The organism is Duganella sp. CY15W (assembly GCF_009857555.1).
In the GTDB taxonomy this organism is placed as follows: Bacteria; Pseudomonadota; Gammaproteobacteria; order Burkholderiales; family Burkholderiaceae_D; genus Rugamonas; species Rugamonas sacchari.
This window is the reverse complement of the sequence record NZ_WWCQ01000001.1, coordinates 808,943-833,621: the sequence shown is the minus strand read 5'-3', so window position 1 is coordinate 833,621 and position 24,679 is coordinate 808,943. Positions and strand designations below refer to the sequence as shown.

21 protein-coding genes and 1 tRNA gene are annotated in these 24,679 nt (G+C 62.2%); 18 read left to right on the top strand and 4 right to left on the bottom strand.

The annotated features are described in order from the left end of the window. The first annotated feature begins 16 nt into the window (after window positions 1-16). The 14 genes from GTP58_RS04020 (at window position 17) to dbpA (ending at window position 16,012) form a co-directional block, all read left to right on the top strand. Complete coding sequence (locus GTP58_RS04020) at window positions 17-1,243, top strand: exonuclease SbcCD subunit D C-terminal domain-containing protein (RefSeq protein WP_161076360.1); 1,227 nt, start codon at window positions 17-19, stop codon at window positions 1,241-1,243. Continuing rightward, window positions 1,240-5,115 (top strand): AAA family ATPase, encoded by a 3,876-nt coding sequence (locus GTP58_RS04015; protein ID WP_161076359.1) that lies wholly within the window; start codon window positions 1,240-1,242, stop codon window positions 5,113-5,115. The genes GTP58_RS04020 and GTP58_RS04015 overlap by 4 nt, the downstream gene beginning before the upstream one ends. 4 nt (window positions 5,116-5,119) lie before the next feature. Further along, a complete protein-coding gene (locus GTP58_RS04010) occupies window positions 5,120-6,268 on the top strand; it encodes a serine hydrolase (protein WP_161076358.1) in 1,149 nt (382 codons plus the stop codon). Between the two features lie 60 nt (window positions 6,269-6,328). Then, entirely contained in the window at window positions 6,329-6,859 is a 531-nt protein-coding gene (locus tag GTP58_RS04005; protein WP_161076357.1) for a putative metalloprotease CJM1_0395 family protein, read from the top strand. Window positions 6,860-6,898: 39 nt separating this feature from the next. Next, complete coding sequence (locus tag GTP58_RS04000) at window positions 6,899-7,108, top strand: hypothetical protein (protein ID WP_072783755.1); 210 nt, start codon at window positions 6,899-6,901, stop codon at window positions 7,106-7,108. 76 nt (window positions 7,109-7,184) lie between these two features. After that, window positions 7,185-8,096: a hypothetical protein gene (locus GTP58_RS03995; protein ID WP_161076356.1), complete on the top strand. Its 912-nt coding sequence runs from the start codon at window positions 7,185-7,187 to the stop codon at window positions 8,094-8,096. Between the two features lie 97 nt (window positions 8,097-8,193). Further along, a complete protein-coding gene (locus tag GTP58_RS03990) occupies window positions 8,194-9,366 on the top strand; it encodes a class I SAM-dependent methyltransferase (RefSeq protein WP_161076355.1) in 1,173 nt (390 codons plus the stop codon). A gap of 47 nt (window positions 9,367-9,413) precedes the next feature. After that, a tRNA-Met gene (locus tag GTP58_RS03985) sits at window positions 9,414-9,490 on the top strand. A 653-nt stretch (window positions 9,491-10,143) separates the two neighbouring features. Continuing rightward, window positions 10,144-10,758 (top strand): hypothetical protein, encoded by a 615-nt coding sequence (locus tag GTP58_RS03980; protein WP_161076354.1) that lies wholly within the window; start codon window positions 10,144-10,146, stop codon window positions 10,756-10,758. Between the two features lie 16 nt (window positions 10,759-10,774). After that, the gene (locus tag GTP58_RS03975; RefSeq protein ID WP_161076353.1) at window positions 10,775-11,596 is read left to right on the top strand and encodes a hypothetical protein; all 822 of its coding nucleotides are present in this window, start codon (window positions 10,775-10,777) and stop codon (window positions 11,594-11,596) included. Window positions 11,597-11,652: 56 nt separating this feature from the next. Continuing rightward, window positions 11,653-12,510: a PEP-CTERM sorting domain-containing protein gene (locus GTP58_RS03970; protein ID WP_161076352.1), complete on the top strand. Its 858-nt coding sequence runs from the start codon at window positions 11,653-11,655 to the stop codon at window positions 12,508-12,510. 14 nt (window positions 12,511-12,524) lie between these two features. Continuing rightward, window positions 12,525-14,186, top strand: a complete 1,662-nt coding sequence (locus GTP58_RS03965; RefSeq protein ID WP_161076351.1) for an acid phosphatase — start codon at window positions 12,525-12,527, stop codon at window positions 14,184-14,186. Between the two features lie 84 nt (window positions 14,187-14,270). Further along, window positions 14,271-14,495 carry a hypothetical protein gene (locus tag GTP58_RS03960; RefSeq protein WP_072783738.1) on the top strand — a complete coding sequence of 75 codons (225 nt, stop codon included), beginning with the start codon at window positions 14,271-14,273 and terminating at the stop codon, window positions 14,493-14,495. Between the two features lie 107 nt (window positions 14,496-14,602). After that, entirely contained in the window at window positions 14,603-16,012 is a 1,410-nt protein-coding gene (gene dbpA, locus GTP58_RS03955; RefSeq protein ID WP_161076350.1) for an ATP-dependent RNA helicase DbpA, read from the top strand. 6 nt (window positions 16,013-16,018) lie between these two features. On the opposite strand, the gene GTP58_RS03950 is transcribed toward dbpA, so the two are convergent. Beyond that, entirely contained in the window at window positions 16,019-17,170 is a 1,152-nt protein-coding gene (locus GTP58_RS03950; protein WP_202413558.1) for an MFS transporter, read from the bottom strand. A gap of 108 nt (window positions 17,171-17,278) precedes the next feature. Between GTP58_RS03950 and GTP58_RS03945 the strand changes: the two genes are divergently transcribed. After that, window positions 17,279-18,088: a helix-turn-helix domain-containing protein gene (locus GTP58_RS03945; RefSeq protein WP_161076348.1), complete on the top strand. Its 810-nt coding sequence runs from the start codon at window positions 17,279-17,281 to the stop codon at window positions 18,086-18,088. Here the strand turns inward: GTP58_RS03945 and GTP58_RS03940 are convergent. After that, window positions 18,069-19,556 (bottom strand): sensor histidine kinase KdpD, encoded by a 1,488-nt coding sequence (locus GTP58_RS03940; protein ID WP_161076347.1) that lies wholly within the window; start codon window positions 19,554-19,556, stop codon window positions 18,069-18,071. The two genes, GTP58_RS03945 and GTP58_RS03940, sit on opposite strands and share 20 nt — an antisense overlap. Then, window positions 19,553-20,272 (bottom strand): response regulator transcription factor, encoded by a 720-nt coding sequence (locus tag GTP58_RS03935; protein ID WP_161076346.1) that lies wholly within the window; start codon window positions 20,270-20,272, stop codon window positions 19,553-19,555. The genes GTP58_RS03940 and GTP58_RS03935 overlap by 4 nt, the downstream gene beginning before the upstream one ends. Before the next feature lie 123 nt (window positions 20,273-20,395). On the opposite strand from GTP58_RS03935, the gene msrB reads away from it, so the two are divergent. From msrB to msrA, 3 genes are read left to right on the top strand one after another with little or no spacing between them, the layout of a single operon-like run. Next, window positions 20,396-20,881 (top strand): peptide-methionine (R)-S-oxide reductase MsrB, encoded by a 486-nt coding sequence (gene msrB, locus GTP58_RS03930; protein ID WP_161076345.1) that lies wholly within the window; start codon window positions 20,396-20,398, stop codon window positions 20,879-20,881. 15 nt (window positions 20,882-20,896) lie between these two features. After that, entirely contained in the window at window positions 20,897-22,711 is a 1,815-nt protein-coding gene (locus GTP58_RS03925; RefSeq protein ID WP_161076344.1) for a cytochrome c biogenesis protein DipZ, read from the top strand. A gap of 14 nt (window positions 22,712-22,725) precedes the next feature. Then, entirely contained in the window at window positions 22,726-23,424 is a 699-nt protein-coding gene (gene msrA / locus GTP58_RS03920; RefSeq protein ID WP_161076343.1) for a peptide-methionine (S)-S-oxide reductase MsrA, read from the top strand. On the opposite strand, the gene GTP58_RS03915 is transcribed toward msrA, so the two are convergent. Then, complete coding sequence (locus tag GTP58_RS03915; RefSeq protein ID WP_161076342.1) at window positions 23,421-24,593, bottom strand: GGDEF domain-containing protein; 1,173 nt, start codon at window positions 24,591-24,593, stop codon at window positions 23,421-23,423. The two genes, msrA and GTP58_RS03915, sit on opposite strands and share 4 nt — an antisense overlap. Between the last annotated feature and the right edge of the window lie 86 nt (window positions 24,594-24,679).

The window sequence follows — 24,679 nt, the reverse complement described above, 5'->3', positions numbered from 1 at the left end:
TTTCACTCCATTTCCCATGCGTCTGTTGCACACCTCCGACTGGCATCTCGGCCAATCCCTGCATAATTTTGAGCGTCACTACGAACACCAGCGATTCCTCGACTGGCTGCTGGACACCATCGTCGCCGAACAGGCCGACGCGCTGCTGATTGCCGGGGACATTTACGACAACGCCAATCCATCGGCGGCTTCGCAGAAGCAGCTGTATCGTTTTCTGCGGCAGGCCAAGGAGCGCGCACCGCATCTGAACCTGGTCATCATCGCCGGCAACCATGACTCGCCAGGCCGGCTGGATGCGCCAGGTCCGCTGCTGGAAGCGCATGGCACGCGCGTCATCGGCGCCGTGCAGCGCGATGCAGATGGCGAGATCGATGTGGAATCACTGGTGCTGCCGCTGACCGGCCGCGATGGCACGGTGGCCGCCTGGTGCCTCGCCGTGCCCTTCCTGCGCCCTGGCGACGTACCACGCGTGACCACCGAAGAAGGCGCAGATCCTTATCTGGCTGGTATCGCCCAGCTCTATCAGCAGGCATTTGAACTGGCCGTCAGCAAGCGAGAGGACGGCCAGGCCATCATCGCCATGGGCCATTGCCACATGGTGGATGGCCAGATGTCCAGCGACTCCGAACGCCGCATCGTTATCGGCGGCACGGAAATGCTGCCAACCGGGATCTTCGATCCTGCCATCGCCTACGCGGCGCTGGGCCACTTGCATCTGGCGCAAAGCGTCGGCAAGCAGGAACATATCCGCTACTGCGGCAGCCCGCTGCCGTTGTCGTTCGCGGAAGTGAACTACGCGCATCAGGTCCTGCGCATCGATCTGGACGGCGCTACAGTGCGCGAAATAGCACCAGTGCCGATACCGCGCGCGGTGGATCTGCTGCGTATTCCATCCAAACCGGCGCCGCTGGCGCAGGTGCTGGAAGAACTGGACGCGCTGGCGCCGCCGGATGCGCCAGCCGAACAGCAGCCCTTCCTGGAAGTGCGCGTGCTGCTGGAACAACCGGAGCCGGGTCTGCGCGCGCGCATCGAAGCTGCGCTGGATGGCAAGGCCGTGCGCCTGGCCAAAATCGAAACCTCGACCGCCGCGCGCAATTCTTCCATCGACAAGGAAGTCATGACGCTGGACCAGCTGGAAAAACTCAAACCGGACGATATATTCAAACAGCTCTATCAACAGCGCTTCGGCAATGAAGCGCCGGCCGATCAACTGAGCGCCTTTGCGGAGTTGATGCTGCCATGAGAATCCTGAAAATCAGCGGCAAGAACCTGGCCTCGCTGGCCGAAGAATTCAGCGTCGATTTTGAAGCCGAGCCATTGGCCTCGACCGGCCTGTTCGCCATCAGCGGTCCGACCGGCGCCGGCAAAAGCACCTTGTTGGACGCCTTGTGCCTGGCCCTGTACGACGCCACGCCACGCCTGCTGCGCGTAGCCGGCCGCAGCCTGCTGGCCGATGTCGGCAACGAAACCGTCTCCACCCAGGATCCGCGCACGCTGCTGCGCCGTGGCACGGCGGAAGGCTATGCGGAAGTGGACTTCGTCGGCAGCGACGGCGCATCTTACCGTGCGCGCTGGAGCGTGCGCCGCTCGCGCACCAAGGCGGAAGGCGCTTTGCAGCCCACAATGATGTCGCTGAAACTGCTGCCGTCCGAGCAGCCTATCGGTGCCACCAAGACCGAAGTCAAGGCCGAAATCGAAAAGCGCATCGGCCTGTCGTTTGAACAGTTCACGCGCGCCGTGCTGCTGGCGCAGAACGAATTCTCGGCCTTCCTGAAAGCCGAGGACAACGAACGCGGCGAACTGCTGGAAACGCTGACCGGCAGCACCGTCTATTCCGAAATCTCCATGCGCGCCTTCGAACGCAACAAGGTGGAACAGGCCGCGCTGCAAAAACTGAATCTGCGTCTTGCAGATCAGAAGCCACTGAGTGCCGATCAGCGCGCGGAACTGGAAACCAAAAACGCCGACGCGGGTATCGCCCTGCAAGCGCTGGACCAGCAGAAAGCAGAGCTGGAGCAGGAACTGCGCTGGCACCAGCACGCTGAAAAACTGGCGCAGGAAGAGCAAGCCGCTGGCGCCGCCCTGGCCGCCGCGCAGACCGCAGCGGAAGCCGCGGCATCGCGCCGTACAGCGTTGGCGTGCATCGACGCCGTACAACCCGCGCGCCCGCTGGCTGACGATATTCGCCGCATCGAGGCCGACATCGGCGCCACGCAAACCGCCATCGCCACCAGCACGCAAAACGCCCAGCAGGCGACAGCGGCGCTGGAGCAGGCCAACTCCGCCGCAGCGCAATCCGCGCTGGCGCAGCAGGAAGCGGAGAACGCCCAGCGCGCAGCAACGCCGCAACTCGATCAGGCCAAGGCACTGGACGCGCGCATCGAAGCCATGCTGCCCGCCTACCGCCAGGCCTCCGCCGCCTGCGAAAAGGCCGAGCAAGCCGATGCCGCCGCAAAAGCCGCGCTGCAGGCACGCCAGAACGAACACACCAGACTGGCGGCGCAGCAGCAAGCCGGCGTCACCTGGCTGCAGCAGCATAAACAATGGAAGATCCTGGCGCTGCAATGGGAGCGCTGGGACGTGCTGTTCGTGCAAGCCGGCCAGGCCGCTGCGCGCGCCGACCTGCTGGCCTCCGGCCTGGCGCGCGTGCAGCGCAATGCCCAGACCCACCGCGACGAGGAAGCGGATGCCAGCACCGGGCTGTCCGCCGCCGCAGCCTCGCTGCAGACACTGGATGCTCAGCGCCAGCAGGCAGCACAGACCTTGTCCGTGCATTCCGTCGAAGCATTACAGGCGTCGCGCACCAGCGCGGAACAACGCCGCAATCAGCTGATCGGTGCGGAAAAGCTCTGGCTGGAGCTGGCATCGCGCCAGACGCGCCACAGCCAGATCGAAACGCAAACCGTCCAGTTGCGCCAGCATATGACCAACGCCGAAGCGCAGTTGGGCGCCGCGCAGCAGCAAGGCATCGCCATCATGGCCGCCTTTTCGCAAGCCGAGCGTTCGCTGAAACTGGCCGAAGCCGCATGTGCCGCCAGCGTCGAATCGCTGCGCCAGTCGCTGGAAGACCACACCCCCTGCCCGGTCTGCGGCGCCCTGGAGCATCCATATCGCCACCATGACGACAGCCTGCAATCCATGCTGCGCGAATTCCAGGCCGACGTCACGCGCTGCCGTGAACAGGCGCAAGCCAATATGCAGCAGGAAGCCACGTTGCGCGCGTCAGCACAATCCAGCGCCGAGCAGCTGAACGTACTCGCTACCGAGCAGCACGCGCTACAGCCAATGCTGGAGCGCGCAGACATCGCCTGGTCCGCACATCCGCTTGCCGCCAGCGCCCCGCCGGCCGATGAGCGCACCGCATGGTTCACCGCGCAGCTGACTGCATCACATCAGGCGCTGCAAGCAGTCGAGCAGCAGGAGCGCGCGCTGCATGCCGCGCGCGTCGCCCGCGACCAGGCGCAAACGGCCTACGACCAGGCCGCCGCCGAGCATACGCGCCTGCAAACCGTGGCCGCCGCCGCGCGCACCGCGCTGGCGCAGTCCAATACCGAATACAAGGCGCTGGAAGACCAGCGCATCGAAGTTGCGCTGTCGCTCAGCGCTTTGCTGGCCGATCTGGACCCCGCTTTCAGTGGCGGCGACATGCCAAGCGAAGAATGGAAGGAAGACTGGAAATCCGGCCCCGCACGTTTCTACGAAGCGCGCCAGGCCGAAAGCAGGCAATGGCTGACGCAGCGTACGGCGTATGACGAACGCGCCGCCGCGCTATCCGGCATGGAGGTGGAACTCAACGCGTTGAGCGCAGCCCTGGCCAGAGCCGGCCAGGACGCCCTCGCCGCCCGCAACGCCTTCGACGCCGCCGACGCCACAATCAAAGTGAGCCAGGAGCAGCGCATGGCGATGTGGGGCGGCAAGGAAGTACGCGATGTGGAAGCCGCGCTGCAAGCGGCGATTGACGCCGCCAAAGCACGCCACGCCGCCAGCCAGAACGCCGCCCAGCAAGCCGCGCAAGCCCGCGCGCGCAGCGACGAAGCGTTGGCACTGGGAGGCCAGCGCCTCGCCACGTTGCAGGCGAATGCCAATGCGGCGGCGGCACGGCTGGCGGACTGGCTGTCCGCCTTCCAGCAACGCCAGCCCGAAGCAGGACTGCAAGACCTCGCGCAACTGCATGAGCTGCTGGCCTACTCCGCGCAAGACATCGACGCCGAGCGCAATGCCCTGCAAGCGCTGTCGCGCGCCACCGACCAGGCGGCAACCGTGCTGCAGGAACGCCAGCGCCAGCGCGAACAGCATCAACAGAGCGCGCCACCATCGCGCGTGGCAGTACCGGCCGAAACGGAAGAAGCCGAACCGGCCGTTGCCGATCTCTGGTCCGAACCTGCCGCCGTGCCGGTTGCAGAATCAGCCAAATCAGTCAAATCAGCCGAACCGGCCGAAACACCGATCAGCGCCGTCGTCAACGCGCTCAACGTCCTGCTGGCCGAACGCAAAACCGCCAACGACCATGCCACCGCGTTGCAGCTCGCGCTGGCGCAGGACGAGGAAAAACGCCGCCGCTCATCCTCCATGCTGGCCGAGATCGAGCAGCAGGAAGCCATCACCCAGCGCTGGGCGCGCATGGATGACCTGATCGGCTCCGCAGACGGTAAACGCTTCCGCAACTACGCCCAGCAATTCACGCTGGACGTCCTGCTGGGCTACGCCAACGCGCACCTGAACCATCTGTCGCGCCGCTATCAACTGGAGCGCATCCAAAACACCAGCAATCCCTCACTGGCCCTGCTGGTCCGCGACCAGGACATGGGCGGCGAAATGCGCTCGGTGCACTCGCTGTCGGGCGGCGAATCCTTCCTGGTATCGCTGGCGCTGGCGCTGGGCCTGGCCTCGCTGTCGTCCAACCGCGTGCGCGTGGAATCGCTGTTCATCGACGAAGGCTTCGGCAGCCTGGATGCGGACACCCTGCGCGTCGCCATGGATGCGCTGGACGGGCTGCAAGCCATGGGCCGCAAGGTTGGCGTCATCTCGCACGTGCAGGAAATGACCGAGCGCATCTCGGCCAAAATTCTGGTCCAGCCATCCGCCGGAGGCCGCAGCGCCATCACGGTACAATGAGCCGATGAACCCTGCCCTCTGCCTGACGCTAGGCCTGATCGTCACCCTGCCTGCTGCCGCCGCGCCCTGCTACGCACCCGTGCAGCAAGGCGACGGCTGGCAAAGCACCTTGCCCGAAGCATCGGGCTTCAACGAGGGCGCATTGTGCGATACGCTGAACGCCATCGCACAGGGCAAGGACAATATCCACAGCATCGTCATTGAGCGTCATGGCAAACTGGTGGCGGAGCTGTACCGCAGTGGCAAAGACAAATCCATCCGCCGCGCACTTGGCACCTGGCCGTTGATTGCGCCCACCGTGTCATTCGGTCCGGACACCTTGCACGACACGCGCTCGATCGGCAAAAGCGTGATTGATCTGCTGGTCGGCATCAAAAAGCAGCAAGGCAAAATCCCCTCGCTGCAAACGCCGGTGCTGGACTACTACCCGGAATACAAGGACCTGCGCACGCCAGCGCTGCAAGCCATCCATCTCGATCACCTGCTGACCATGAGCGGCGGCTGGAAATGGGACGAAGGCGCGCAGCCGAACAACGAGCTGCGGCTGTTCTTCAAAGCCGATCCGGTGCGCTATGTGCTGGAACGGCCCATCGTGTCGCCACCGGGCGTGGTCTGGAACTACAACGGCGGCGGGACCGTGATTTTGTCGGACATCGTCACACGCGTCAGCGGCAAGCCCTGGCTGGAGGTAGCGCGCAGCGAGCTGTTTGCGCCGCTCGGCATCACGCAGTGGGAGTGGGTGACAGATCTGCGCGACCGGCCCGCCGCCTTCTCCGGCCTGCGCATGCGCCCGCGCGACATGGCCAAGCTGGGACGCCTCATGCTCAATCACGGCCAGTGGAACGGCCGCCAGATCGTGGCCGCAGACTGGATTGATGCATCGCTCACGCCGCGCCTGAGCGTTGGCTTCCGCAGCCCCGGCAACCAGCCGGACGAACTGCACTACGGCTACCAGTGGTGGACCGGCACGGCCGCATGGCAAGGCCGCCGCATCGCGTGGCAGGCGGCGTTCGGCAACGGCGGCCAACGCATCTTCATCGTCCCGGAGCTGGACATGACCGTTATCACCACCGCCGGCGACTACGGATCGGACGCCATGGGCGCCAAAGTCAATGGCCTGCTACACAACGTCGTCGCCACGGTTGCCCGATAGTTAAAGAAACGCGCTTTCCGCGCCAGATTTGCTATGCTGAAGGCTTCAGAAGGCCTAAACATGAGCATCGGCGCCCTATCCCCGAGTTCCGCCAACCTGACGCCAGTCCGCAGCGAGGCGCCAGCGCAGGTGCCTGCGTCGCCGAATGCCGAGCCATCCACCGCATCTTCCCCGTCTTCCAGCACCACCAAACTGTCGCCCGAGGCGCTCGCGCTCATCGACAAACTCAAGGCCCGCGACACCGAAGTCCGCCAGCATGAACAAGCCCACATGGCGGCAGCGGGCGGGCTGGCCACGGGCGGCCCCAGTTTCACCTATCAGCGCGGTCCGAACGGCGTCAGTTATGCCATCGGCGGCGAGGTGAATATCGATACCTCGCCCGGCGGCACGCCCGAGGAAACCATCCAGCGCGCCCGCACCATCGCGGCGGCGGCGCTGGCTCCGGCCGAACCATCAGGTCCCGACCGCGCAGTCGCCGCCCAGGCGCAGCAGATGGAAGCCAAAGCCCGCTCCGAGCTCGCCCAGCAACAGGCGCAGCGCGCCTATGGCAGCAAGCCGGCGGCCGGCGGCGCGGTGAACACCTACGCCTGAGTGATAAAATCGCGGTTTTGCCTTTTCAGAATCCGCACCATGTTAAAAGCACCACGTACCCTCACCTTCAAATGTGTCAAATGCGCCAAAGCCGTTCAGGTCCGCCTGCAAAAGGTATCGGCCTGCTCGCATATCCAGCCTTACGTCGGCGTTTGCCCGTGCGGCGAAGTGAAACACCACGCGATCGGCCAGAAAGACGCCGTGGCATCCTACCTGGCCGCCCCGGAAGGCTGGACCCACCACCATTAATTTAGCGCCGCGCCCTCAAGTAATCCGGTACGATACCGTTAAAGAGTTGTAGAAGTATCATCAAACGGAATCCATCATGTCGACCATTTCCAATCTGGGCGCACGCAATCCGGCGTCTTTATATACCAACAGCCAGCAAACCAGCGGCAAGGCCTCTGCTTTGCCAAAAACGCAAGGCGCTACGCCTGCCACGGCCCCCAGCAAGGCGCTGGACCTGGATAATCGCGTCGCATCGCTCGGCAATGCGACGGTGGATTTTGCCCAAAATTTCGTCAGCAGCTTCACGCAAGCCCTGTTTGGCGACAACGCCAAGGGCGCGACCATCGATTTTGACTCGGCCAGCCTGGAAGCATCCTCCAGCTACGCCATCGGCTACCAGCACACGCAAGGCGCCAACGGCACGACCGACGCGGCTGCGCTGAGCCTGACCGACAGCTCGCACTTCATCGGCAAGGGCACCATCACCACCGCCGACGGCCGCAAGTTCGACTTTGAAGTGGAAGTCCAATACGACGCCGAACTGGATGCCGCCGCCAGCCAGACCAGCAAAGCAGACCAGCAGCCAGCACCGGACAAAGCCAGCGACAGCACGTCCGGCAAGGATCTGCCGACCGTCCAGCTGCCGAATATCGATTTCCCCGGCACCCTGGCCGACCTGTTCAAACTGATCGGCGTCGATCTGAAAACCGCACTGGCCAGCAGCGGCGACAGCGAGAGCAAAACCAGCGACGGCATCGACCGCAACACCCTGCGCAACCTGTCGCTGCGCCTGCTCAATCTGGTCGATAGCAAGGACGCTCACACCTATGCCGCGCCGACGCCGGCGGACAAGGCCAAGGCAATCACCGGCGCAGAGCAAGCCAGCGCGCCGGCGCCAGCGCCTGAAACCCCGGCCACACCAGCAGCGCCTACCACCACCGCGCCGGCGGCGGCCGATGCAGCAGCGGTGCCGGCCAATACAACGCCGGCACAAACCGCCTCCGCATGATCGCGCGCGGGCGCCCGCTGCGGCGCCCGGTATAATAGCGGCACTTTCCGCTACGCGGCCCCGCGTAGCGCGCCACTATTTCAGTCGATCGCATCCCATGTCCGTACAAATTCCCGCCGCCGTTGTTCCTTTGCACATCCACTGGGAGGAGAATGGCGAACAGCGCTCCGCGCGCTGGCGCTCGGAAGCGGGCATGCCGCCGCCGAAGCGCGTCGTGATTGCCGACGACCGCACCAACGCCGATATCGCCTACCGCATGGCCTGCGAAGGCACGGCACTGCTGTGGCGAGGCGACTTCCAGAACGCACGCCAACTGCTGCAAGCGCTGGCGCGCCGCGCCGACCACAAAGGCCGCACTGGCAAGAAGGCCAAGCCGGCCAAGGTTCCCGCGACGCCAACTGAAGCCTTCCACCTGCATCGCCAGGCACAATCGCAGCGCGCCCGCACCCTGGCCATGCTGCTGATTCCTTTTGACGAAGGCTATACCGTTCCGCTGCGCCGCGCGCCGGATGTGGCGCTGGCCTGCAACGAAGCCTACGGACGCTTTGAGGAACCGTTCATCGCCTCGATGCGCGAGCTGCTTGGCCTGATCGGCGCCCACGAGTGGCGCCGCACCGGCGTCGAGATTCCGGCGCTGGGCGCTCGCATCCATCCGCATTACGGCGTGTTCTCTCCCGTGCGCGGCGAATACGTGCAGATGGTGGCTGACGCGCCGCTGCCGGCCGACACCTCGCTGGCCTTTGATATCGGCGTCGGCACCGGCGTACTGTCGGCCGTGCTGGCACGCCGCGGCGTCGCACGCGTGATCGCCACCGACCAGGACCAGCGCGCCCTGAGCTGCGCCCGCGAGAACCTGGCCCTGCTTGACCTGGACGACGGCCAGGTCGAACTGCGCGTGGCCGACCTGTTCCCGGAAGGCCGCGCGCCGCTGGTGGTCTGCAATCCGCCCTGGGTCCCCGCCCGTCCAAGCTCGCCGATTGAATATGCCGTCTACGATCCGGACAGCCGCATGCTGCGCGGCTTCCTCAATGGCCTGGCAGCGCACCTGACGCCCGGTGGCGAAGGCTGGCTGATTTTGTCCGACCTGGCCGAGCACCTTGGCCTGCGCCCCCGCGAACAGCTGCTGGAATGGATCGCCGCCGCCGGCCTGCAAGTCGTGGGCAAGACCGATGTCCGCCCTATTCATCCCCGCGCCAGCGACGCCACCGATCCACTGCACGCAGCCCGTGCAGCCGAGGTCACTTCGCTGTGGCGTTTGGGAGCAAAATAATCGCCCTTGCGGATTGGAACGAACCTGTCTATAATACGGGCCTCAGACGCGGGGTGGAGCAGTCTGGCAGCTCGTCGGGCTCATAACCCGAAGGTCACAGGTTCAAATCCTGTCCCCGCAACCAGATTCGGCAAAGCCGTTGATTCCAAAGGATTCAACGGCTTTTTGCTTTGACGGCATAGTAATCATCAGCTGCGCGATTCACAAACATCTTTTCAATTTTTCTGGCGCTGGCGTGCCCGTTCCCTCGCGACCTCGCCAGCCAAACCTCCGGCGGCGCCAACGCCCAACGCAGTTATTATCCGGGCAGCAGCCCCGTCGATAAGCGGTATCGCCAGCGCTCCCATCAACGATCTCCTTGCGGATTGTGGTTAATGACCGCATTGAGGTCATCGAGTCGATGTTCCCGTGTTGCGCCAGGTTTTCTTAGGTAGCGATTGACCGGCACATCGCCACGGATGCGCGGCGCATCTGCCGATAGATACATCAGACGTAAGATGTGCAGGGTGCCGGCGAAACCAGCAGTTGCAGCGTAATCATATCTCGCGAATGTCATTCCCGACGAACCGGCCAACGTCGTTCTGGATCGCAGCTCAACTAAGCGGAAGCTCCAAGAGGGTTTGACAGTTGAAGGATAATAATGCCGCAATCCCCCCCCGTAGCTAACGTATTTGTCGATTAGAAACCGTTGGTGAATGCATTATATTAAATAAAAAAGTTACAATCTGTGATAATGCGCTCGTTTTAACATGCTACATTTCTTCACGGGAGGTAGGAATGAAATTTACTTTAGAGAAATCCGGGATAGGAATTCTGATCGTCTTTTTGGTATTGGCTAGAGTGGTAAACGTTGCAGCTTCCACAAGCCAACTTAACGTATCAAATAATAAAATAATATCCGACGGTATTGAATCCGATCTAAAATCGATTTTCCATTTTTCTTTACAGCCAGAGGAAATAACTTTGGCCAACATGAGAAATTCATTTTCGACAACACTTACGCAAGTTGAGTGCTATTCAGTGAATGAAGCGTTGTCGCAGTGTACCTATGTAGCCGCCCCGACACATGCGCAGGGGCGACTTGCTTTGATGCATTTAGTGATCGCTCAAGGAAAAAACAGTAGACCTCGGGGAGGCGTTGCAACTTGGGAACTGTCCAATACAAACTTATGTCTTTCTAGTGAAATTTTTCGGCGTCGGGTCGGTGTAGACGCGGAAAAAAATTCCATGCCCTCCACGATGTACATTGCGCCCGGGAGAAGTGAAGGCGTAGAGTCGCCATTAATCAACTCCATTTATCGCAATAATCGTCAATATCCCGGCATCTATATTATGGTGTCTACCAATGGCGACTGTGTTAGTCGCATAGAACTTCATGCGCAATTTGAATAATTAAGGAAGATAGCTTATGCCAACTACTACATCGTTTAATATCGTCAGTGCATTGAGATCTATTAACAACCCCAAAGCACAAGCCGCCGAAAATAACTTCCTTAACAATGGTGGCATCATAAAAATGGTCAACTCGAACCAATGTAATTATGTGAGCGGAGGCCACCCTGTCAATTCGATCGAGACTAATGGCACCATTTACATAGGCACGACAGCCATCGACAATTACGCAGCAAAAATGCAAATATCGCCCTTATGGGCAGCTAGAGATTTAGCGATTCATGAGTTGGGGCACGCGGTATTCCAGCAACGAGATTATGAAACCAATCCAGGCGATGCCGCTCCCTTGGCCGACAAGGTTTCTTGGTGTTTGACTCGAGAAGCCGAGGCTTCAGCATTCTCGTTTGAGGTGGCAGTGGAAAACCACGCTTCAGGGGGAAATCTGCATGTGCCAGGGACAGACTCGATACCAGATTTATATGCCTCAATGTTGGCTGCAGTCGGCACGCTCGATCCGAGATCATCCCAATTTGAACTCAAGGCAATCGCCTATGCCAAACAAGTATTCTCCAATGATCCCAAATATGTCGCTTTTTGCAGTAACCCGCAAAACTGGAAACTCCCTGCTTATATCCCGCCAACGCCACCCAACGATGGCGGCGGGGGCGGTGGCGGGGCAGGTGGCGGTAGTGGTGGAGGCAGTGGGTACGTTCCTGAACCTGGTGGTTATTGGCAAGAAGTCCCCGATAAGCAATCTACGGATGGCATGAGCCCGCCGCCATCGACTTCAATTGTCCACGCGGAGATAATTGGATCGGCTCCACCACTGCATACTTAAACTCTAACTCATCTGAAGGCACCGCTCCTGTCGCCGCAACCAAATACGATAAGCCTTTGATTTCGCAAGGAATTAGCGGCTTTCTTTTTTTGCAGCTCAAAAAACTCGCCGGAAACACCCGTTGCTTCTTATCCTCACATAGTACAAAAAGCACAAAACTCCTTTCCTTCCTGACACTGCCTGCTATTCTGAAAGTTGATGCAACCAGAACCACAACAGGGAGAAGAAAAATGGGTAAATTGCAGCAGCTCGTCCTCGCCTCGGCATTCGCCACAATGGCACACCTCACCCCGGCCCACGCGGCGGCCCCCAGTTACACATTCGATCAAGCCACGTCCTGCGGCTCCTGGTGCTATCACGATCCCAACCTCACCAAGCTGACGGACGGCGTGGTGGGCAATCGCGGCTGGGCCTACAACGCCGGTACTGAGTGGGACGGCTGGGTAGGCGTCCCCAATGTCAACATCACCTTCCAGTTTGCCCAAGCGATGAATTTCTCTTCGGTGAGCGTGGGCAGTACCCAGGACAGTCTGGGCGATGTGGTCCTGCCTTCGTTCGACCTGTGGGCCTATCAGGGCGGCAACTGGATTTTGAAAGGCACCATCACCAATCCCGCCAGCAGTGCCAACGACAGCAGCCCATATGACTCGGGCCCGCATCCCGTCTTCACTTTCTCCGGTTTGAACGTGACGACCGACCAGTTGCGGATCACCGCCACGCCTGGCGTTCAAGGCACGTGGGTTTTCATCGATGAAGTCAGTTTCAATGCGGCGCCGGTGCCGGAGCCCGCTACCTGGAGCATGCTGCTGGCGGGTCTGGGACTGCTGGTTTGGGCGCGCCGCAAAGCGTCTGACGTCAAACCAGTTGCATACCCAAACCGTCACAAAGCTGTCACAATTGGCCTTTTTGGTTAGTCTAGGAGGCACGAGTGAAGGATCCAATACGAGCAGCAGAACCAGCAGCGCAAGACGCTCCAGTCAATCCTTCCCGTCGCCGCATCTTCCAGGCAGCTGGTGCTGCCGGCCTGGCGACGACGCTGCCTGCCATGACGGAGGCAGCGCCGGCCAAGCCCGCAGCCAAAGGCTCGCTGGATGAGAAGATCAAAGCCAACATCAAGAATGTGGTGGTGATCTATCTGGAGAACCGCAGCTTCAACAACCTGTTCGCCAATTTCCCGGGTACCGCCAATCCGCTGTCGGCCGCACCGGCCGCCGCATGCGCGCAGCGCGACCGCGATGGCTCGGTACTGCCGTCGCTGCCGAAGGTCTGGGGCGGCATGGTGCCGAACACGCAGAACATCGGCGGCAAAGACTATGTCGTCAAGGAAGACGATATCAAGGGCTTGCCTAACGGCCCGTTCAAACTGGTCGATACCCAGGGCAAGCCGCTGCCGGAAGGCATCATCACGCGCGACCTGTGGCACCTGTTCTACCAGAACCAGATGCAGATCAACGAAGGCAAGAACGATGGCTTCGCCGCATGGGGCAACACCGGCGGCATGGTGATGGGCTACTACGGCGAGACCAATAAAAACCTCGGCCTGTGGAAGATCGCCGAGCAGTACACGCTATGCGATAACTTCTTCATGGCGGCGTTTGGCGGTTCCTACCTGAATCACCAGTTCCTCATCAGCGGCCGCGTGCCGGAATACTTCAACGCCAAGGACACCGCGGCCAAGAAGAAGATTGCAGTGCTGGACGACGGCCCAACCGGCTATCGCCTGTCCGTCACCAAGGAAAGCCCGGCTTCCGCCATGGACGGCCATCCGCATTTCGTCAACAACGGCGCCATCACGCCGGACGGCTACGCGGTCAACACCATGGCGCCGCCGTATCAGCCAAGCTATATCCGCCCGGCCTACGATGGCGACCCGCTGCACGCCGATCCTAAAGACGCCGGCACCCTGCCGCCACAAACCTACGACACCATTGGCGATCTGCTGTCGCGCAAGAAGATCAGCTGGGCGTGGTATGGCGGCGCGTGGCAGGCCGCGCTGGATGCGCGCGGTGGCGGCGAGAAGCCGAACTTCCAGTACCACCACCAGCCGTTCAACTACTTCCAGCAGTTCGCACCAGGTACCAAGGAGCGTGAAGACCACCTGCGCGATGGCGGCCTGGGTGACAGCCCGATCTCCAACAAGTTCATCGCCGACGCGGTGGCGGGCAAGCTGCCGGCCGTGGCGTTCTATAAACCGCAAGGTAATCTGAACCTGCACGCCGGCTATTCGGACATTGAATCGGGCGACGCCCACATCACCAACGTGATCGAGCACTTGAAGAAGTCCCCGCAGTTCAAGAATATGCTGGTGGTGATTACCTTCGACGAAAACGGCGGCTGGTGGGATCACGTGGCGCCACCGAAAGGCGACCGCTGGGGTCCGGGTTCGCGCATCCCGGCCATCGTCATTTCGCCGTTCGCCAAGAAGGGCCATGTGGACCACAGCTTCTACGACACCACGTCGATCATGCGCTTCATCACCCGCCTGCATGGCCTGCCGCTGCTGGAAGGCCTGAAGACGCGGAACGAGGCTTTCGCGGCCCGCCACGCCACGCCGCCAGGCGATCTGACGGGGGCACTCAGCTTCCGTTGAGTTTAGGCTTTGTGTTACACTTCGCGCCTTAAGTAATCGCTAACGGAGCCCGACTGATGCAGCCGGGCTTTTGTTTTTTTCCAGATGAGAGATAAAAAAGATAACGCTACGTTCGACCTGCCCGGCTTTTCTCCCGCCGCGCCGCTCGAACCGGAAGCCAAGCGCCCGCCGCCGCCTCGTGCGCGCCGCGCGGTGCTCAAACAAGAGCAGCTGGAACTGCTGGAGCCGACCGATAACTCCGGTCTGCCTATCTGGGTACGCGACGAAAATCTCGACCTCACCGGTTTGCCGGTATGGAAGCGTGACTGAACCGGCACAGCCGCAGATCACCTTACAAACACTTCCTGCACAGTGGGCCAGGCAACTGTTAGCCTGTTAGACTGTGCCCACATCCTTTTTGAACAGGGTCCTCCACCATGACTTCCACCTCCTTTGCCAGCCTGCCGCTGAATCCCGACTTTTTGGCCAACCTCGACTCGCTCGGCTACAAGGAGATGACGACCATCCAGGCGCAAAGCCTGCCGTCGGTACTGGAAGGCCGCGACCTGATCGCCCAGGCCAAGACCGGCAGCGGCAAGACCGCCGCCTTCGGCATCGGCATCCTGCATAAACTGAATCCGGCCTGGTTTGCCGTGCAGGCACTGGTGCTGTGCCCAACCCGCGAACTGGCCGACCAGGTGGCCGGTGAGCTGCGCCGTCTGGCGCGTTCGACCGGCAACGTCAAGGTGCTGGTGCTGACGGGCGGTTCGCCGATGCGTCCGCAGATCGCTTCGCTGGAACACGGCGCCCACATCATCGTCGGCACGCCGGGCCGCGTGCGCGACCACCTGGGCCGCAACACGCTGGATCTGTCCAAAGTCGGCACGCTGGTGCTGGACGAAGCTGACCGCATGACCGACATGGGCTTCTACGACGAAATCGCCGGCATTGTCAGCGCCTGTCCGAAACGCCGTCAGACCCTGCTGTTCTCGGCTACCTACCCTGACGACATCCGCCGCGCGACCGATGACTTCCTGGTCGATCCGGTGGAAGTGACCGTCGAGGCGCAGCACGACAACAGCCAGATCGAACAGCTGTTCTTTGAGATTGGTTTTGACAACCGCAACGAAGCCGTCGCCCGCCTGCTGGGCCACTACAAGCCGGTATCGGCCATCGCCTTCTGCAACACCAAAGTGCAATGCCGCGAACTGGTGGAAGAACTGCAGTCGAAAGGCTTCTCTGCACTGGCACTGTATGGTGAACTGGAGCAGCGTGAGCGCGACGAGATCCTGATTCTGTTTGCCAACCGTAGCTGTTCTGTACTGGTGGCTACCGACGTCGCCGCGCGCGGCCTGGACATCCCGAACCTGGAAGCGGTGATCAACGTCGATGTATCGAAAGACACCGAAGTCCACATCCACCGCGTCGGCCGTACCGGCCGTGGTGGCGAGCAAGGCCTGGCACTGTCGCTGTGCGCGCCGAACGAGAAGAAGTGGGTCAAGCTGATCGAGGAATATCAAGGCCAGCCAGTCGACTGGTTCGATCTGGATAGCCTGGACGAGAACGACTACGGTGTCGATCCGGCGCCGATGATGACGCTGGTGATCTCGGGCGGCAAGAAAGACAAGCTGCGCCCAGGCGATGTGCTGGGCGCGCTGACCGGCGACGCTGGCCTGAGCAAGGAACAAGTCGGCAAGATCAACGTCACCGAATTCCAGACCTACGTCGCCATCGACCGCCGCGTCGCCTATGACGCCTTTGCGCGCCTGAACAAAGGCAATCCACTGGGCGGTGATTTCGGCGCCATCAAAGGCCGCAACTTCAAGATGCGCTTTATCGACGCCTGATGCAATTTAATGGCGGTGCTGCTCGATATGCGGCAGCAGCACCGTCAGTATGCCCAGCAGCGGCAGGTAGGAACACAGTGTGTAGACGTAAGCGATGCCGTTGACGTCCGCAATATGCCCCATGGCTGCGGCGCCTATGCCGCTCACGCCAAACATCAGACCAAAGAAGATCCCGGCCACCATGCCCACCTTGCCCGGCATGAGTTCCTGCGCAAACACCACGATCGCAGAAAATGCCGACGAGATCACAAAGCCAATCACCACCGTCAGCACGGCCGTCCAGAACAGGTTCACATAAGGCAGCGCCAGCGTGAACGGCGCCGCGCCCAGAATCGAAATCCAGATCACGCGCTTGCGGCCGATACGGTCGCCGATCGGGCCGCCCATGAAGGTGCCGGCCGCCACGGCGGCGAGGAACAGGAACAGATACATCTGCGCGTTCGACACCGACACGCCAAACTTGTCGATGAGGTAGAAGGTGTAGTAACTGGTCAGGCTGGACATGTAGATGTACTTGGAGAAGACCAGCAGCGCCAGCACCGCCAGTGCGCCGTACACGCGGCCCTTCGACAATGGTGAAGCCACCACCGCAACTGCCTTCTTCGGCTGCGCCAGATGATGGCTGTGCCAGCGGCTCACATACACCAGTATCGCGATTGCCGCCGCCACCAGCAGCGCGAACCAGGCGATATTGCCCTGTCCACGGCCAATGATGATGGCCGCCGCCAGCACCGGCCCCAGCGCCGAACCGGCGTTGCCGCCGACCTGGAACAGCGACTGCGCGAAGCCGAAACGGCCGCCGGAAGCGGCACGCGCCACGCGCGAAGCCTCCGGGTGGAACGTCGAAGAGCCAACGCCGATCAGCGCCGCCGACAGCAGCAGCGACGGGAAGGTCGATGCAAAGGACATCATCAGCACACCAATCAGCGTGGCCACCATCCCCATCGGCAGCAGGAAAGGCATGGGACGGCGGTCTGTGTACAAACCGATCCAGGGCTGGAGCAGCGACGCGGTACACTGGAAGGTCAAGGTAATCAGACCAACCTGTGTGAAGCTGAGGCCAAACTCCGCCTTTAGCATCGGGTAGATCGAAGGCAGCATGGCCTGCGTGAGGTCGTTCAGCAGGTGGACCAGCGCGACTGCGCCCAGTATCTGCATGACGGTTTCGCCGTGAGGACGGCTGATGGTATGGGGAGAGGTGGTAGTAGTCATGCGACGAGTGTAATATAGGCTGCAAAACCGGATATTCCAACTATCGTCGAATAAATGCCAAATACAGCCCGCAGCAGCGATCACCGCGATTATCAGCGCGTGCCACGCGTCGTCACCGCCATGGCGCGTGACGAGGAGCACGGCGTCACTGGCACGCCGCACAGCCACGAACGCGCGCAGCTGCTGTACGCCACCCAGGGTCTGATGCGCGTGAGGACCGATGCCGGCATGTGGGTATTGCCACCGCGCCGCGCGCTATGGATACCGCCCGGCGTAGTGCACCACTGGACGGCGCTGAGCAAAGTCACCATGCGGACCATCTACATAGCGCCCGATGCCGCCAGGGCCTTTGGTGACCAGTGCCGCGTGATTGAAGTCAGCACCCTGCTGCGCGAGCTGATACTGGCGCTGCTGGACGAACCGATCGAATACGCCATACCGGGACGCGGCGAATATCTGGCCATGCTGATTCTGTCCGAACTGGCAGCAGCGGAGACGGTACCCATTGCGATTCCATGGCCGCGCGACCGGCGCCTGGTGGCCGTCTGCAGCGCCATCATGGACGATCCAGGCAGCAGCCGGAATATTGAACAGTGGGCGGATGAAGTGGGCGCCAGCGCGCGCACGCTGATACGGCTATTCCCCAAGGAGACCGGCCTGCACTACCGCCAGTGGGTGCAGCAGGTCCATCTGGCGGAAGCCTTCAACCGGCTGGCGCACGGCCAGAGCATCGGCGAAATCGCTACGGCGCTGGGCTACGCCAGCCCCAGTGCCTTCAGCGCCATGTTCCGCCGCATTCTGGGCAAAACGCCGCAGCACTATCTGACGGAGTGGCGTCAGCCGCTTACGCAGCGTCCAGCGTAAAGCGGAACACCGCGCCCAGCTGCGGCTCTTCCAGCAGCGTGATCTTGCTGTGATGGAGCTGCAGGATGCGGTTGACCGTCAACAGCCCAAGACCGCCAACGCGGTACTCGCCCTGCAACGCAATGGGCCGGCGGAACAGGTTTTCGCGCATGGCGGCTGGCACGCCGGGGCCGGTGTCGGCCACGGTCACGGTGACCTTGCCATTCGCCGCTGGCTGCACGGTGATTTCCACCTCGCCGCCGGCTGGCGTGTGGCGGATGGCGTTATCGAATAAATTCGTCAGCACGCGTTCTATCATGCCCAGGTCCGCACGCACCATGGGCGCCGGATGCGGCAGTGTCGCCATCAGGCGCACATGGTGCTCGGCGGCCTTCAGTTCGAATTTCTGGAACACGTCCTGTATCAGGTCGGACAGGGAGAATGGCTCCAGCTCCGGCTGCACCGAGCCATGCTCCAGCCGCGCCAGTTCAAACAGGGCCTGCGCCAGACGGCCTACCTTCTGGCTCTGCGCCAGCGCGATGCCGAGATAGTGCTGGCGACTGGCCGCGTCCAGCGTCTCATCCTTGAGCGACAGCGTTTCAAGATAGCCGTGCAGGGAACCCAGTGGCGTGCGCAGGTCGTGCGAGATATTCGCCACCACTTCGCGCCGGTCGTGATCCAGCTGGCGCATGGTCTTCCATTGCTCATTGATGCGCGAGCCCATGTCGGCAAAGGCCTGATCCAGAATCGCGATTTCGTCGCGCGGACCACCACGCTGCGGCTCCGGCAGCACCAGCTGATCGGCCTTCGTATCCAGTTGCTGCATGGTGGCGGTCAGGCGGCGCAATGGCCGTGTAATCAGGCGGAAGGCAATCAGGCCGGCGACCAGCACCAGCGACGCCACCACGGCCATCGACCATAGCGTCGTGCGCAGCACCGAACTGGCCGAAGCGCGCGCCGCCAGCCGGTCGTGCTCCTCACTTTGCAGGATGACGTAGATGTAGCCGACTTTTTGTTCGCCAGCACGCAGGACGGCGGCACTGAACACCTTGCGTCCTTGCTCGCTGCGCGGATCGTCGCCCTGTATCGGCAAGGCCTCGTTGTTGAGGAAGCGGCGGACCGCAGCCAGGTCCACATGGTCGCGTTTCAGATGACCGGCAGGTGCAGCATGGCCGACGATGCGGCCATCGTTATCCAGCAAATACACTTCCACACTGGGATTCACCACCATCAGCTTGCCGAACAGGCGGCGCACCGCTTCCGGGCCGAGTCCTTCGCTGGGCGTGGCGCCCGGCTGCGCTTCGCTGTCGGCCTGCATCAGCTGCGCATCCAGCGCGATGCTGCGCGCCAGGCCGCGCGACAAACCCTGCACCACTTCCTTCTCATGCATGATGTTGGCGCGGATTTGCAGCCATGCCGACGCGCCGCAGCACACCAGCAACAGCAGGGAGAACGCCAGCGACAGCCGCTGCGACAGCGTCAGGTTCATGCCGCCGGTCCCGGCGCGCTGGCGTAGCGGTAACCCTTGCCCCATACAGTCAGGATGCGCACCGGGTCAGCGGGATCGGCCTCGATCTTGGCGCGCAGGCGGTTGATGTGCGTGTTGACCGTATGTTCGTAGCCATCATGCTGATAGCCCCACACCTGGTTCAGCAGATCCAGCCGCGAGAACACCTTCTCAGGATGCTTGATGAAGAAGTACAGCAGATCGAATTCGCGCGGCGTCAGGTCCAGCACACTACCGTGGACATGGGCCTGGCGGGTCAGCGGATCGACGCGTACGCCGTTGAGCTCCAGCGCCCCGCCCTCGTTGCGCTGGCTGCGCGCCATGGCGTCGGCGCGGCGCAGCAGCGCCTTGACGCGCGCCACCAGTTCCAGCACGGAGAACGGCTTGGGCAGGTAATCATCCGCGCCAAGCTCCAGTCCAAGGATGCGGTGCACCTCGCTGGAGCGCGCACTGGTGATGATGATGGGCGTATAAGTCGTCATGGCGCGCGCCTGGCGGCAGATCTCCAGCCCATCCACGCCGGGCAGCATGATGTCGAGGATCAGCGCATCCCAGCCGCCCGTACGGACCTGCGCCAGTCCCTGAGCGCCATCGGCACAATGGGTGACCTGATACCCTTCATCTTGAAGGTGCATGCGCAGCAGATCTGCGATCGGCATATCGTCTTCGACGATCAAGACACGTTTTGCGGTTTCCATAGCCTGTATTGTGCAGGATTCCGAGGGTGAAAAGTATCACAATTAGTTTAAGTTTACGTGAGGATTTTGTCACCACTGTGGGCGCAGAATGGCTCCATCGTTATTCCACTTACGGAGGACACCATGACATCGAGACGTTCTTTCATCCTGACCAGCGGCGCCGCCCTGCTGGCGGGCATCGCCTACCGCAGCACCACGGCCGCGCCAGCCGCCGCCTGGGAAGTCACCCACACCGATGCCGAATGGCGCACCCTGCTGACGCCAGCCCAGTACGAAGTGCTGCGCAAGCATGGCACCGAGCGGCCGTTCAGCAGCCCGCTGTACAAGGAACATCGGGCCGGCAGGTTCACCTGCGCCGGCTGCCAGAATCCGCTGTTCTCATCCAAGAACAAGTTCGATAGCGGCACCGGCTGGCCTAGCTTCTGGAAGCCGCTGGACCGTGGCGTTGTCACCAGCCGCACCACATCGCTCGGCATGTACGGCGTGGAAGTCGTATGCCGCCGCTGCGGCGGCCACCTGGGCGATGTGTTTGACGATGGCCCGGAACCGACCGGCCTGCGCTACTGCATCGACGGCGTGGCGTTGACTTTTACCCCTGGCGAAGCTTGAGAGGAGGACCACACCATGTTACTGATACTGCTCTCCTATCTCGGCGGCGCGCTGACGATCCTCAGCCCTTGCATCCTGCCGGTACTGCCGTTTGTATTTGCCCGCACCGGCCAGCCGTTTGTGCGTAGCGGCCTGCCGCTGCTGGCCGGCATGGCGCTGACCTTTGCGCTGGTCGCCACCTTGGCCGCCGTTGGCGGTGGCTGGGTAGTCCAGGCCAATCAGTACGGCCGCTGGGTCGCACTGGTACTGATGGCCTTCTTCGGCCTCACCCTGCTGCTGCCGCATCTGGCGGACCGCCTGACCAAACCGCTGGTGGCGCTGGGCGACAAGCTGTCCAATAAGGCGGCCGACGGTGAACGCTCTGGCGCCAGCGCTTCTTTCCTGCTGGGCGTGGCCACCGGCCTGCTGTGGGCGCCGTGCGCCGGTCCCGTACTGGGCCTGGTGCTGACCGGCGCGGCGTTGAACGGCGCCAGCGTGGGCACTACTTTGCTGTTGCTGGCCTATGCCGCTGGCGCCGCGACCTCGCTGGCCCTGGCCTTGCTGGTGGGTGGCAAAGTCTTCAGCGCGATGAAGCGTTCGCTGGGTGCTGGCGAGTGGATACGCCGTGGTCTGGGCGTCGCCATGCTGGCTGGCGTCGGCGCCATTGCCACGGGCCTGGACACCGGCATCCTGACGCAAGTATCGACCGTCGCCACGGCAGGCGTTGAGCAAAAACTCATTGATACGCTGGCCCCGCGCAACGAAGCGCCAGCTGGCGGCGCCATGATGTCACGCACCGCAATGACTGGTACTGGTACTGGTACTGGTGCCGGTCCTGCCATGATGGCGCGCCGCGCGATGGCGCCTGCTGCCGAAACGCTGCCGGTGGAAGGCAAGCTGCCGTCGCTGAACGGCGCTGTCGAATGGCTCAACACGGCGCCGCTCAGCGCTGAGCAGCTCAAAGGCAAGGTGGTGCTGGTCGATTTCTGGACCTACTCGTGCATCAACTGCCTGCGCAGCCTGCCCTACACCAAGGCCTGGGCCGAAAAGTACCGCGACCAAGGCCTGGTGGTCATCGGCGTGCACGCTCCGGAATTCGCGTTTGAGCGCAACGTCGGCAACGTGCGCAAGGCCGTGAAGGAACAAGGCATCAACTTCCCGGTCGCGATCGACAACGACTACGCCATCTGGCGCGCTTTCAACAACCAATACTGGCCGGCGCATTACTTCATCGACGCCAAAGGCCAGATCCGCCACCACCACTTTGGCGAAGGCGACTACGCCCAGTCCGAGCAGGTGATCCAGCAACTGCTGGAAGAAGCGGGCCGCAAGAATGTGACCAACACCGTGGTCAGCGCCGAAGCGGCGCAAGGCATCCAGCAGCAGTCGGACATGGGCCAGGTCGGCTCGCCGGAAACCTATCTGGGCTACGACCGCGCCGAGAACTTCGCCTCGCCGGAAAAGCAGGCCGCCAACGCTGCCCGCCAGTACACGGCGCCTGCCAGACCGGCGCTGAACCAGTGGGGCCTGGCTGGCAATTGGCTGTCACAAGCGGAGCAGGTCACGCTGAACCAGGGCACGGGCAGCATCGTCTACCGCTTCCACGCCCGCGATCTGCACCTGGTGCTCGGCCCCACCAAAGATGGCAAACCGGTACGCTTTCGCGTCACCATCGATGGCGTCGCGCCAGGCAATAACCATGGCACGGATGTGCAAGCCGATGGCAGTGGCGTGATTAACAGCCAGCGTCTGTACCAGCTGGTGCGCCAGTCGGGCGATGTGGCCGACCGTACCTTCAGCATTGAATTCCTCGATCCCGGCGTACAAGCCTACGCCTTCACCTTCGGTTAATCAGGAGCGGCATTATGAACAGCATCAGCAAAACACTGGGCGGCGCGCTCACCCTTCTCAGCCTTGTCGCCTGCCAGCAGTCGATATCAGCAGAACAGGCCGTGGTAATCGCCGCGCCGGCGGTCGATGAACCGGCCAGTACAGAGCACACCGCCACCGCCATCTTTGCCGGTGGCTGTTTCTGGGGTGTACAGGGCGTGTTCCAGCACGTGAAAGGCGTGACCAACGCTGTCTCCGGCTATGCCGGCGGCGATGGCCGCAGCGCCAGCTACGACGCCGTCAGCGGCGGTGATACCGGCCACGCAGAATCGGTAAAGATCACTTACGATCCCACGCAAGTCAGCTACGGCAAGCTGCTGCAGGTGTTCTTCTCGGTGGCGCATGATCCCACGCTGCTGAACCGCCAGGGGCCGGACAGCGGTACGCAGTACCGTTCGGCGATCTTCCCGCAGACGCCGGTGCAGCAGCGTGTGGCGCAGCAGTACATCGCGCAGCTGGATGCCTCGCATGCCTACAGCAAGCCGCTGGCAACGCGCATCGAGTCGGGCAAGCAGTTTTATCCCGCCGAGGGCTATCACCAGAACTACCTGACGCTGCATCCCAACGATCCCTACATCGTCTACAACGATCTGCCCAAGGTGGCGAATCTGAAGCGTATCGCGCCAGACCTGTACAGAGCCGACGCTGTACTGGTCCGCAATACGCGGCCTTAATTCGCCAGCGCCGCAGCGTGCACGGGCGGCTCGGCCAGGCGCACGGCGTTGCGGCCTTCGCGCTTGGCGGTGTACAGCGCGGCATCGGCCTGCGCCAGCAGTAATGGCAGTGTCGGCCCGCTGTCGGCAATGCTGGCGCAGCCGATGCTGGTGGTGCAAGCCGGCAGGCCTGCCTCCACGATCTGCCGCTCCACCGCCAGGCGCACCCGCTCGGCGACGATGGCCGCGCTGCGCAAATCATTTTCGGGCAGCAGGACGATGAACTCCTCGCCGCCATAGCGGCCCAAGGTATCGATGGAACGCAACGCCGATTTGACGCTGTTGGCGAACTGGGTCAGCACCTGGTCGCCAACCGCATGACCGTAGTTGTCGTTGATGCGTTTGAAGTGGTCGATGTCCAGCAACAGGATGGAGAACACGCGGTCCGTACGCCGCCAGCGTTCCACCTCCCCTTCCAGCGCCTGCATGATGGCGCGCCGCGATGCCGCACCGGTGAGCAGGTCCACATTCAGCAAGCGCTCGAACTCCGCGCGGATGCGTTCACTGGCCAGCAGCACAAAGCCCAGGCAGGTAATCATGCCGCCCACGCTGAACGAGCTGAGATACAGGGTTTGAATGAACGAGGCGGCAAAGCGCGTCGAATCGGCTGCGTCGATAAACGGCGCGCTGCCCGCGCGCGCCAGCAAAACGAGGCAGCGGACAAACAGCAGCACAGCAAGGAAGCGGCCCGCAAAACTCAGGCCATGGCGCCAGTGCAGCCAGGCGTGCGTGCCGGTGTAGACCGTCATCGCCAACGCAAACACGGCGACACGCACGCGGTAGTCGGGCCAGACCAGCATGAAGCAGGCGATCACACCCAGCACGCCAAGCGTAAAGCCCAGCCAGCGGCGGCGATTCAGGGATTGTTCATAAAACGCGGCGGTTCCGAACAGGTTCATCGCGGCGCTGGCGAACGACAGTGAGTTGCCCAGCATGGCGATCAGCGCAGCGGGCAGTATGCCCTCCAGTGCAAACACCAGCGATGAGCCGCCGCCCACAATGGGCGACAACGCCCACAGCAAAGTCCCCGGCATCTTGCGCGGATAATAGTGACGCATCCCCAGCAGCACGAAGGCCATGAGCAAGGCCATCATGCCTGTGATCGAGTTGATGGTGCGAAGGTCTAGCATGGCGCCACTGAGACTATTGCAATGGCTGGGGATTATACGTCACGATCAAAGTCGTCTCTAATAAATCAACATTGATAAATAAGCCA

What these genes read in the sequence shown, in the direction of transcription:
- GTP58_RS04020 (WP_161076360.1), top strand. Translation starts at nt 17, where the DNA reads ATGCGTCTGTTGCACACCTCCGACTGGCATCTCGGCCAATCCCTGCAT.
- GTP58_RS04015 (WP_161076359.1), top strand. Translation starts at nt 1,240, where the DNA reads ATGAGAATCCTGAAAATCAGCGGCAAGAACCTGGCCTCGCTGGCCGAA.
- GTP58_RS04010 (WP_161076358.1), top strand. Translation starts at nt 5,120, where the DNA reads ATGAACCCTGCCCTCTGCCTGACGCTAGGCCTGATCGTCACCCTGCCT.
- GTP58_RS04005 (WP_161076357.1), top strand. Translation starts at nt 6,329, where the DNA reads ATGAGCATCGGCGCCCTATCCCCGAGTTCCGCCAACCTGACGCCAGTC.
- GTP58_RS04000 (WP_072783755.1), top strand. Translation starts at nt 6,899, where the DNA reads ATGTTAAAAGCACCACGTACCCTCACCTTCAAATGTGTCAAATGCGCC.
- GTP58_RS03995 (WP_161076356.1), top strand. Translation starts at nt 7,185, where the DNA reads ATGTCGACCATTTCCAATCTGGGCGCACGCAATCCGGCGTCTTTATAT.
- GTP58_RS03990 (WP_161076355.1), top strand. Translation starts at nt 8,194, where the DNA reads ATGTCCGTACAAATTCCCGCCGCCGTTGTTCCTTTGCACATCCACTGG.
- GTP58_RS03980 (WP_161076354.1), top strand. Translation starts at nt 10,144, where the DNA reads ATGAAATTTACTTTAGAGAAATCCGGGATAGGAATTCTGATCGTCTTT.
- GTP58_RS03975 (WP_161076353.1), top strand. Translation starts at nt 10,775, where the DNA reads ATGCCAACTACTACATCGTTTAATATCGTCAGTGCATTGAGATCTATT.
- GTP58_RS03960 (WP_072783738.1), top strand. Translation starts at nt 14,271, where the DNA reads ATGAGAGATAAAAAAGATAACGCTACGTTCGACCTGCCCGGCTTTTCT.
- dbpA (WP_161076350.1), top strand. Translation starts at nt 14,603, where the DNA reads ATGACTTCCACCTCCTTTGCCAGCCTGCCGCTGAATCCCGACTTTTTG.
- GTP58_RS03950 (WP_202413558.1), bottom strand. Translation starts at nt 17,170, where the DNA reads ATGCAGATACTGGGCGCAGTCGCGCTGGTCCACCTGCTGAACGACCTC.
- GTP58_RS03945 (WP_161076348.1), top strand. Translation starts at nt 17,279, where the DNA reads ATGCCAAATACAGCCCGCAGCAGCGATCACCGCGATTATCAGCGCGTG.
- GTP58_RS03940 (WP_161076347.1), bottom strand. Translation starts at nt 19,556, where the DNA reads ATGAACCTGACGCTGTCGCAGCGGCTGTCGCTGGCGTTCTCCCTGCTG.
- GTP58_RS03935 (WP_161076346.1), bottom strand. Translation starts at nt 20,272, where the DNA reads ATGGAAACCGCAAAACGTGTCTTGATCGTCGAAGACGATATGCCGATC.
- msrB (WP_161076345.1), top strand. Translation starts at nt 20,396, where the DNA reads ATGACATCGAGACGTTCTTTCATCCTGACCAGCGGCGCCGCCCTGCTG.
- GTP58_RS03925 (WP_161076344.1), top strand. Translation starts at nt 20,897, where the DNA reads ATGTTACTGATACTGCTCTCCTATCTCGGCGGCGCGCTGACGATCCTC.
- msrA (WP_161076343.1), top strand. Translation starts at nt 22,726, where the DNA reads ATGAACAGCATCAGCAAAACACTGGGCGGCGCGCTCACCCTTCTCAGC.
- GTP58_RS03915 (WP_161076342.1), bottom strand. Translation starts at nt 24,593, where the DNA reads ATGCTAGACCTTCGCACCATCAACTCGATCACAGGCATGATGGCCTTG.